The 7,295-nt window shown below is 64.9% G+C and carries 7 protein-coding genes; 6 read left to right on the forward strand and 1 reads right to left on the reverse strand.

Annotated elements, in window-relative coordinates:
* Positions 1-79 precede the first annotated feature (79 nt).
* From Q0R16_RS12415 to Q0R16_RS12430, 4 genes are read left to right on the forward strand one after another with little or no spacing between them, the layout of a single operon-like run.
* Entirely contained in the window at positions 80-1,534 is a 1,455-nt protein-coding gene (locus Q0R16_RS12415) for a ribulose-bisphosphate carboxylase large subunit (protein ID WP_295636345.1), read from the forward strand.
* A 12-nt stretch (positions 1,535-1,546) separates the two neighbouring features.
* Positions 1,547-1,972 carry a ribulose bisphosphate carboxylase small subunit gene (locus Q0R16_RS12420; protein WP_295636348.1) on the forward strand — a complete coding sequence of 142 codons (426 nt, stop codon included), beginning with the start codon at positions 1,547-1,549 and terminating at the stop codon, positions 1,970-1,972.
* Between the two features lies 1 nt (position 1,973).
* Positions 1,974-2,873, forward strand: a complete 900-nt coding sequence (gene cbbX, locus Q0R16_RS12425; RefSeq protein ID WP_295636350.1) for a CbbX protein — start codon at positions 1,974-1,976, stop codon at positions 2,871-2,873.
* A gap of 3 nt (positions 2,874-2,876) precedes the next feature.
* A complete protein-coding gene (locus tag Q0R16_RS12430; protein WP_295636353.1) occupies positions 2,877-3,575 on the forward strand; it encodes an HAD-IA family hydrolase in 699 nt (232 codons plus the stop codon).
* A 4-nt stretch (positions 3,576-3,579) separates the two neighbouring features.
* On the opposite strand, the gene Q0R16_RS12435 is transcribed toward Q0R16_RS12430, so the two are convergent.
* On the reverse strand, positions 3,580-4,698 hold the full coding sequence (locus Q0R16_RS12435) for a helix-turn-helix transcriptional regulator (protein ID WP_295636356.1): 1,119 nt from the start codon (positions 4,696-4,698) through the stop codon (positions 3,580-3,582).
* Between the two features lie 109 nt (positions 4,699-4,807).
* Between Q0R16_RS12435 and cysD the strand changes: the two genes are divergently transcribed.
* Positions 4,808-5,716 carry a sulfate adenylyltransferase subunit CysD gene (gene cysD, locus Q0R16_RS12440; protein WP_295636359.1) on the forward strand — a complete coding sequence of 303 codons (909 nt, stop codon included), beginning with the start codon at positions 4,808-4,810 and terminating at the stop codon, positions 5,714-5,716.
* 133 nt (positions 5,717-5,849) lie between these two features.
* The coding region (cysN, locus tag Q0R16_RS12445) for a sulfate adenylyltransferase subunit CysN (protein WP_295636362.1) at positions 5,850-7,295 on the forward strand (1,446 nt) is incomplete at its 3' end.

The raw sequence follows: 7,295 nt of genomic DNA on the forward strand, positions 1-7,295 counted from the left end.
CCGATATGGCCAAACGCTACTCATCGGGGGCGCTCGATCCGCGCTCCGCCACTCTAGCCGCCGCGTAGGAGACCAACCCATGAACATGGAACCCAAGATCGATCCAAAGGCCCGCTATGCCGCAGGCGTCATGGAATACGCCAAGATGGGCTATTGGGAGCCCGACTACGTGCCCAAAGACACCGACGTCATCGCGCTGTTCCGGATCAGCCCGCAGGACGGCGTGGACGAAATCGAGGCCGCCGCAGCGGTGGCCGGAGAAAGCTCGACCGCGACGTGGACGGTAGTGTGGACCGACCGGCTGACCGCGTGCGAGTTGTACCGCGCCAAGGCTTATCGCGTCGATCCGGTGCCGGGCACGCCCGGGCAGTTCTTCGCGTGGATCGCCTATGACCTCGACTTGTTCGAGGGCGGATCGATCGCCAACCTGACCGCATCGATCATCGGCAACGTGTTCGGGTTCAAGGCGCTGAAGGCGCTGCGGCTCGAGGACATGCGGATTCCGGTCGCGTACCTCAAAACCTTCCAGGGCCCCGCCACCGGCATCGTGGTGGAGCGCGAACGGCTCGACAAGTTCGGCCGGCCGCTGCTGGGCGCGACGACCAAGCCCAAGCTCGGCCTGTCGGGCCGCAATTATGGCCGCGTGGTGTACGAGGCGCTCAAGGGCGGGCTCGATTTCGTCAAGGATGACGAGAATATCAACTCGCAGCCGTTCATGCATTGGCGCGACCGGTTCCTCTACGTGATGGAAGCGGTCAACAAGGCGCAGGCCGCGACCGGCGAGGTCAAGGGCCACTACCTCAACGTCACCGCCGGCACGATGGAGGAGATGTACGAACGCGCCGAATTCGCCAAGGAACTGGGCAGTTGCATCATCATGATCGACCTGGTGATCGGCTACACCGCAATCCAGTCGATGGCCAAGTGGGCGCGGCGCAACGACATGATCCTGCACCTCCACCGCGCGGGCAATTCGACCTATTCGCGCCAGAAGAACCACGGGATGAATTTCCGCGTGATCTGCAAGTGGATGCGGATGGCCGGGGTCGATCACATCCACGCCGGCACCGTGGTGGGCAAGCTCGAAGGCGATCCGCTGATGATCGCAGGCTTCTACGACACGCTGCGCGAAGGGCACACGCCGATGAACCTGGAACACGGGCTGTTCTTCGACCAGGACTGGGCCTCGCTCAACAAGGTCATGCCGGTGGCGTCGGGCGGGATCCATGCCGGGCAGATGCATCAGTTGATCCATTACCTTGGTGAAGACGTCGTGCTCCAGTTCGGCGGCGGCACGATCGGCCACCCGCAAGGCATCCAGGCCGGCGCCACCGCCAACCGCGTCGCGCTCGAAGCCATGATCCAGGCGCGCAATGAAGGCCGCGATTACCTGGCCGAAGGACCCGACATCCTCGCCGCCGCCGCACGCTGGTGCGGCCCGCTCCGCGCCGCGATCGATACGTGGAAGGACGTGAGCTTCAACTACGCCTCGACCGACACCGCCGATTTCGTCCCCACTGCAACCCCCGCCTGAGGAGCCAAACCCATGCGCATTACCCAGGGCACGTTTTCGTTCCTGCCCGACATGACCGACGACCAGATCGTCGCGCAAGTCCAGTACTGCCTCGATCACGGCTGGGCCGTGAACATCGAATACACCGACGATCCACACCCTCGGAACACCTACTGGGAAATGTGGGGCATCCCGATGTTCGACGTGCCCGATGCCGCGGGCGTGATGATGGCGCTGGCCGAATGCCGCACGCAGCACGGCGGCGCGAACTACATCCGGCTTTCGGCATTCGACAACACTTACGGCTGGGAATCGCTCCGGCTGTCGTTCATCACCGACCGCCCGGCCGACGAGCCCGGCTTCGCGCTCGAACGGCAGGAGCGCGGTGGGCGCCAGATCGCTTATACCACGCGCTCGTATTCGGCCCAAAAGCCGGAAGGCGAGCGGTATTCGCGCTGACATGACCAGCGCATCCGGCAATGACGCGATCGACCTGAAGCGCGATTTCGCGACGAGCGGGCTGGGCGACGAATTGGCCCAGCTCGATCGCGATCTCGTCGGGCTGGCGCCGGTCAAGCGGCGCATCCGCGAGATCGCCGCGCTGCTGCTGGTCGATCGCGCGCGCCAGACGCTGGGCCTGGCGACCGAGCCGCCGACTTTGCACATGAGCTTCACCGGCAACCCCGGCACCGGCAAGACCACCGTAGCGCTGCGCATGGCGGGCATCCTGCACAAGCTCGGCTATGTCCGGCGCGGGCATCTGGTGTCTGTGACGCGCGACGATCTGGTGGGCCAGTACATCGGCCACACCGCGCCCAAGACCAAGGATGTGCTCAAGAAGGCGATGGGCGGCGTGTTGTTCATCGACGAGGCCTATTACCTTTACCGACCCGAGAACGAGCGTGACTATGGACAGGAGGCGATCGAAATCCTGCTCCAGGTGATGGAGAACCAGCGCGACGATCTGGTGGTGATCCTGGCCGGCTATGCCGACCGGATGGACACGTTTTTCTCCAGCAACCCCGGCTTCCGCAGCCGCATCGCGCACCACATCGACTTTCCCGATTACGACGATGGCGAACTGGTGGCGATCGCAGATACGATCCTGCTCGGCATGGGTTACCGGTTATCGGACGGCGGGCGAGAGGCGTTGGCCGACTATGTCGTTCGGCGGCGGGAGCAGCCGCATTTCTCGAACGCCCGCTCGATCCGCAACGCGCTCGATCGCGCGCGGCTGCGGCAGGCGGTGCGGCTGTTCGACGATGCCGACGGCGCGGTGACCGCCGATCAGCTTTCGACGATCGAGGCCGAAGACATCCGCGCCAGCCGCGTTTTCGCAAGTTCGCCCGAAGCGGTGTGACGCTTGCGGCTGAAGGCGATCATTTTCGATGTCGACGGCACGCTGGCCGAAACCGAAGAGGCGCACCGCCGCGCATTTAACCGGGCTTTCGCCGAGGCGGGGCTGGCGTGGCGCTGGAGCGAGGCCGACTACGCCGCGCTGTTGACCACGACCGGCGGCCGCGAACGGATCGGGCGCTATCGTGCCGAGATCGGGCTTGCACCGGATGCGACGACAGTGGCGGCGCTCCACATGCGCAAGAACGAAATCTACGCCGAACAGCTCGCTGCTGGCGAGATCGAGTCGCGTCCGGGGATCATGCGGCTGATCCGCGAAAGCCTGGACCGGGGTGTAACGCTCGCCATCGCAACTACCACGAGCAGGGCCAATCTGGATGGATTGCTTCGCCATGTGCTGGGGCCGGGTTCTGAAACCTGGTTTCCGGTCATCGTGGCGGGGGAGGACGTCGCGGTTAAGAAGCCCGATCCCGAAGTATACTCGCGTGCACTGGCCGCGCTCGGGCTGGAGCCGGAGGTGTGCGTGGCGATCGAGGATTCAAAGCATGGCCTCGCCGCCGCTCGGGCCGCCGGGATCGCCACGGTGGTCACGCCATCGCGCTTTACGAGCGGGCAGGACTTTTCGGCCGCGGCGCTGGTCTGCAGCGATCTCGATCAAGCCGAAAGCCGGGTCGATCTGGCTCGGCTCGACGCAATGCTTCGGTGAACCACTAAGCCAGCGCCAGCACGCTCGTCAGGATCAGCCGCACCAGATCGGATTGCCCGCGCGTGCCGGTCTTGGCGTAGATCTTCTTCGAATAGTTGCGCGCGGTTTCAATCGTCAGCCCCAGCACCTGCGCTGCATCAGCAATCGCCAGCCCACGGCTGAGCACCAATGCCAGCCGCGCCTCGCTGGGCAGAAGGCCGAACAATTGCGCGATCTGCACGTGGCGATCGGCATCGGAGCGGGTGTCGCCTTGCAGGTAGGCGACGACAGCCGGCGCGCCCGACAGCAGTTGTCCGTCGCGGGTCGCGCGGGTCAGCAACAGTTCCATCCACGGGTCCTGGCTGACGTTGATCGCCTGCGTCCGCATGCCGGCAACGTTGTCCGCCGACGCGGCCAGCAGCCGAATGGCCGATGCCAGCCGCCGATCGGCTGAAGGGTCGACCGCCAGCAGTCGTCCGTTGCGCGCAGTCTTGAGCCCCCGCCCGTGCTGGAGCACGCGTGCGGCCTCGGGGCTGGTCTCGACCACGCAGCCTTGCGCGTTGAGCGCGATCCAGCCGAAATTGAGCCGTTCGACCACTTCGCTGGCGATTGTGAAGCGGTTCTTCTCGCGTTCTAGCGCGATGTGGCTGCGCAATGCCCGGCGCAAGTGCGGCGCGGCCTTGCTGAGCAGCGCGCTTTCCGCCGACGTGAATTCGCCGCGTTCGCGCGTGACATAAATGCCGGCACTTACCCCGCTCGGCTCGGTGATCCGCACCATGCGCAATTCACGGATGCCGCTGGCCGCGAACAATTCGAGCGCCTTGGAGGCGCCCGCCTGGTCGACGCGTTCGAGCAGTTCGGCCAGATCGTAAACCCGGCCATCGCGCAGCTGTGCCTGCGAGCGCGGGTCACTGCGGTGCAGTTCGTCTTCCCACATCGCGCGCAACGCCGGCGCCGCGCGCTTGCCCGAGACGAGTTCGACCGGGCGGTTCGAGCCGGCATCGTGCGCGCGGAAGATGATCGCGGCGTAATCGGCACGGAGCGCGCTGCGCAGCCGGTCGAGGAACGTGCTCCACAGTGGCTGCTCGAACGGGCCATCGTAGATCGCCGAGACGATGTCGCTGTCTTCGATGATGATGGCCATGCGCCTTACCTCCCAAATGGGAGGTTCATTGTCCAGCGACGCGATCTATCTGGGCTGCATAACCGCCCCCCCCCCCCAATCGTGGATTGCGGCCCAAATGGTGAGAGACATGACAACCGGCACCCTCACGCATCTTCAGCGGCTTGAAGCCGAAAGCATCCACATCCTGCGCGAGGTGGTGGCCGAGGCCGAGAAGCCTGTGATGCTCTATTCGGTGGGCAAGGACAGCGCAGTGATGCTGCACCTGGCGCGCAAGGCGTTCTATCCCGCGCCGCCGCCGTTCCCGCTGCTTCACGTCGATACCACGTGGAAATTCAAGGCGATGTACGAGCTGCGTGAAAAGGCAGCGCGCGACGCCGGGATGGAATTGCTGGTCTATCAGAACCCCGAGGCGATCGAGCGCGGGATCAATCCGTTCGATCACGGCGCGCTCCACACCGATATGTGGAAGACCGAGGGGTTGAAGCAGGCGCTCGACAAGTACGGCTTCGATGCGGCGTTCGGCGGCGCAAGGCGCGACGAGGAAAAGAGCCGCGCCAAGGAGCGCATCTTCAGCTTCCGCACCGCGAGCCATGGTTGGGACCCGAAGAACCAGCGCCCCGAATTGTGGAACCTCTACAACGCCCGCAAGGCCAAGGGCGAGAGCATCCGCGTGTTCCCGATCTCGAACTGGACCGAGCTCGACGTGTGGCAATACATCCACCTCGAAGACATCCCGATCGTGCCGCTCTACTTCGCGGCCAAGCGCCCGACGGTGGAGCGCGACGGGATGCTGCTGATGGTCGATGACGATCGCTTTCCGCTGGAACCCGGCGAAGTGCCGGTCGACCGCTCGATCCGCTTCCGCACACTCGGCTGCTATCCGCTGACCGGCGCGGTCGAAAGCGAGGCGGCGACGCTGCCCGAAGTGATCCAGGAAATGCTGCTGACCACCACCAGCGAACGCCAGGGCCGCGCGATCGACAAGGACGCCGGCGGCGCGGGCATGGAGAAGAAAAAGCAGGAAGGGTACTTCTGACGACTTCTCCCCTCCCGCTTGCGGGAGGGGCCGGGGGTGGGCGCGATGCGGCGCAAACCTCAGAAAAGCCCACCCCTAACCCCTCCCGCCAAATTTCGTAATGGGCCGGGCGGAGGACATTAAGGGACCGAACATGACCGACCAGACCACCGACCCGATCTACGTCACCGACACGCTGATTGCCGAGGACATCGACGCCTATCTCGATGTGCACCAGCACAAGACGATGCTGCGCTTCATCACCTGCGGGTCGGTCGATGACGGCAAGTCCACGCTGATCGGGCGGCTGCTGTACGATTCGAAGATGATCTTCGAGGACCAGCTCGCCGCGCTCGAAGCCGACAGCAAGAAGCAGGGCACGCAAGGTCAGGAAATCGATTTCGCGCTGCTGGTCGACGGGCTGGCGGCAGAGCGCGAGCAGGGCATCACCATCGATGTCGCCTACCGCTTCTTCGCCACCGAAAAGCGCAAGTTCATCGTCGCCGATACGCCAGGCCACGAACAATACACGCGCAACATGGTGACCGGCGCGAGCACCGCCGACCTTGCGGTGATCCTGATCGATGCGCGCAAGGGCGTGCTGACGCAGACTCGCCGCCACAGCTTCCTCGCGCACCTGATCGGCATCCGCCACCTGGTGCTGGCGGTGAACAAGATGGACCTGGTCGATTACAGCCAGAGCCGGTTTGACGAGATCGTCGCCGATTACAGCGCATTCGCGAAGGAAATCGGGATCACCGCGTTCACGCCGATGCCGATCTCGGGCTTCAAGGGCGACAACATCACCGGCCCGAGCGCAAACACGCCTTGGTACACCGGCCCGAGCCTGATCGCGCACCTGGAGGCGGTCGAAGTCGACGCCACGCTCGATCAGGCCAAGCCGCTGCGCATGCCGGTGCAGTGGGTCAATCGCCCCAACCTCGATTTCCGTGGTTTTTCCGGGCTGATCGCCAGCGGCACGGTCAAGCCGGGCGATGCGATCCGCGTATTGCCCTCGGGCAAGACCAGCACAGTCGCGCGCGTGGTCACGCTTGACGGCGATCTCGACCATGCGGTGGCCGGCCAGTCGGTCACACTCACGCTCGCCGACGAGATCGACTGCTCGCGCGGCGACGTGATCGCCACCGCCGACGCCCCGCCGCAAGTCGCCGACCAGTTCGAGGCCACTTTCGTGTGGATGGCCGACGAAGCGATGGTTCCGGGCCGGGCCTACTGGCTCAAGCTGGCCACCCAGACTGTTTCCGCCACGGTGCAGGCGCCGAAATACACGGTCAACGTCAACACCATGGAGCACATGGCTGCCAAGACGCTGGACCTGAACGCCATCGGCGTGGCCGAACTCGCGGCCGACAAGCCGATCGTGTTCGAGCCCTACGCGCAAGGCCGGACGCTGGGCGGGTTCATCCTGGTCGACAAGATCACCAACGCCACAGTGGCCGCCGGCATGCTGCACTTCAGCCTGCGTCGCGCGCAGAATGTCCACTGGCAGGCGGTCGACATCACCCGCGAAGAACACGCCGGCATGAAGAACCAGAAGCCCGCGGTGCTGTGGTTCACCGGGCTTTCGGGTTCGGGCAAG

Origin of the sequence: Novosphingobium sp. (genome assembly GCF_025351285.1) — a bacterium.
In the GTDB taxonomy this organism is placed as follows: domain Bacteria; phylum Pseudomonadota; class Alphaproteobacteria; order Sphingomonadales; family Sphingomonadaceae; genus Novosphingobium.